Genomic DNA, 2,456 nt, shown 5'->3' on the forward strand with positions numbered 1-2,456 from the left:
TCAGTTTTTAGATAATATCTTTTAGTCTATATAGTTTTCGTGTTTTAAGGGGATTTAATATCAAAGCTTTTTATAAAGAAAGTAGAATAAAGAATGTCAAAGGACATCAAAATAAATTGAGTATATATATGACTTACAAACTAAAAATAGATGATGAAGCACAAACTATTCAAGATGTGCATGTTCCGAATAAGGAAGCATTTAAAATAATTAAGTTTAGCGTTCTTAACAATCATATGGAAGGTTGGAAACCTAATAAGGTAGATATTGAAGAATTGCTAGATAGTTACTATTGTCCCGATCCAGAAGATATAAAAGTATACGAAGAAATTTTGGGGTAAATAACAAAATAAAAAGGATTACCTATGCGGTATCCTTTTCTTTTGCTAAAATATTTGCGGGGTGTTTTTCCACTAAGCCTCGGTTAGGAAGGAGAGACTTATGTTTTCACTACTTCTTAACGGAATTATCTGCCCCATCGTGGTTGGTATCACGTTGCAAGTCAGTTCTTATCTGCTCGCTAAGTTCTTTGATAAGCATAAAAAATAACTCTTCTAGAGCCGTTGAAAACTAACAACGCTAAAAAGTTAAAAGACACCTCTGCCAAGGTGTCTTTTTTGTTCACTACTTCGTTCAAGTTAAATTATACATCATCCTAGTAGTTTTTTAAACAAAAAGAACCACGAAAGTGATGATTTTTCTTTTTTGTGGCTGTTCCACTAGCCAAGAAGCGATATTGCTTATGTATCGCTTCTTCAAAAATTGGTGAAGAAGTAGTAGCATTTAGAAAATTTATGAAATTAGCTCCTGAAACAAGTACTACAGCTGATTTAACTGTTATTAAAGGGCTATTAACAAGTAATGGTAATACTAACCGTGATTCAATTGCATTAGATACATCAAAACAATTAACGGATACTGATATCGCTAACTTTAAACGATATGGGTTTAGTGTAGTTCGTCGCTACTTAACTGGTTCGGTTGGTGTAGGTGCTAATAAACGCCCTAAAAACTTAACTACAGACGAAATCAGAAGAATTACTAACGCTGGTCTAGCTATTTTTCCAATTTATGAAGATGGAGGTTATGAGGTTAGCTATTTCAATTCTAAACAAGGTTATAGTGATGCTGTTACTGCAATTGTAAATGCTAGAAATCTTGGCTTCCCAGCAGGTACAACTATCTACTTTGCGGTTGATGTAGATATTCAAGATGGAGATATTGACGGAACTGTTGATCCATATTTACGTGCTATTCATAATGTCTTTGTAAATTGTGAATACGAAGCAGGGGTTTATGGGACACGTAATGTTTGTCTTCATGGTATTGAAGATGGTATTTCTGCAAGTTTTGTGGCAGATATGTCTTATGGCTGGAGTGGAAATCTAGGCTTTGAAATGCCAGAAAATTGGGCTTTTGATCAATTTGTCGAGTATACAATTGGTGGTACAGATATTGATCAAGTAGCAGCTTCTGGTAGTGATAAAGGTAGTAAGAAGTTCAGATTACCATCTACATCTACTAAACCTATTTCCGCTAATGAAGCCTTAGATATTTTAGGTTCTCTATTGAATTTAACAAGTATTAGCTTTAACCAAGAATATCCTCTTATTAAAACTCCAATGCTTGAAGAAAGTGTTGAATTTGAAGAAAGTTTTACTGGGACAGGTGGTAATCCAACCTTTAACATCAGTAATGGTAAACTTGATGGAGCTAATTTAAGTGGGTTATTAGGACCATTATTTAATAATCGACAAGCAACGGTAGATGCAGTATTTGGAAAAATGGGAGAAATGCGCTTAGTATCATCAATTAGTGCAGGCAGTTTAACTATCAAAACTGAAGCACCAGTAGATGGAAAAGTAAGCTGTTCAATTATTTATAATATTCAGAAGCTAGAAAATAGACTTTTGACAAATGAATTATCTGTTATTTTTAAGTTTAAAGTTGTACCTTTAGATTTTGTAAAACCTAACCCACAACCTGTTAGTCCGAGTCCAGTTCCACAACCTATTCCAGTTCCAGAATTTGACTTTAAATTATTAACGCAAAGGATTGGTGAAATGTTAAAAGGAGTAGCTATAGTAATAGGGGTTTTAGCAATTATAGGTTTGGGAATAGCCGTAATTCCGCAATTACTTCCTGCAGTAGTATTAGCTGCATAATTTTTACTAAAAAATGTGTTAATGTGTTTAATATTTTACAACCTTCCAATTAATGACATGATTTCTTATAATCTCTTTTTGTTGAAGGGTTAGATTTTTCTTTTTTATTACAGTGTAGCGAGGTATTTTTTCCTTAAATAAATTTATATAGAAAGAAAAAATACCTGAATAAAGTATGTAAGAATCATCATATTCTAGTGCATATTTATATTGGCGTAAGTAAATTGATCTACTTTTTATATAAGTATCGTAGGAGATTTTAGAGACCGTAAAATAGTTTGTGTAAGGATG

General features: G+C 32.8%; 3 protein-coding genes. 2 read left to right on the forward strand and 1 reads right to left on the reverse strand.

Annotation, left to right across the window (positions count from 1 at the left end; translation table 11 throughout):
- Positions 1-128: 128 nt before the first annotated feature.
- Together FC45_RS07325 and FC45_RS07330 are read left to right on the forward strand one after the other, a co-directional pair.
- Positions 129-341 (forward strand): hypothetical protein, encoded by a 213-nt coding sequence (locus FC45_RS07325; RefSeq protein WP_006585463.1) that lies wholly within the window; start codon positions 129-131, stop codon positions 339-341.
- Between the two features lie 366 nt (positions 342-707).
- On the forward strand, positions 708-2,165 hold the full coding sequence (locus FC45_RS07330; protein ID WP_006588349.1) for a glycoside hydrolase domain-containing protein: 1,458 nt from the start codon (positions 708-710) through the stop codon (positions 2,163-2,165).
- Between the two features lie 27 nt (positions 2,166-2,192).
- Here FC45_RS07330 and FC45_RS07910 read toward each other — a convergent pair.
- On the reverse strand, positions 2,193-2,456 hold a 264-nt coding region (locus FC45_RS07910; RefSeq protein WP_420911451.1), incomplete at its 5' end, for a hypothetical protein.

This window comes from Lactobacillus jensenii DSM 20557, assembly GCF_001436455.1.
Lineage (GTDB): Bacteria > Bacillota > Bacilli > Lactobacillales > Lactobacillaceae > Lactobacillus > Lactobacillus jensenii.

What these genes read in the sequence shown, in the direction of transcription:
- FC45_RS07325 (WP_006585463.1), top strand. Translation starts at nt 129, where the DNA reads ATGACTTACAAACTAAAAATAGATGATGAAGCACAAACTATTCAAGAT.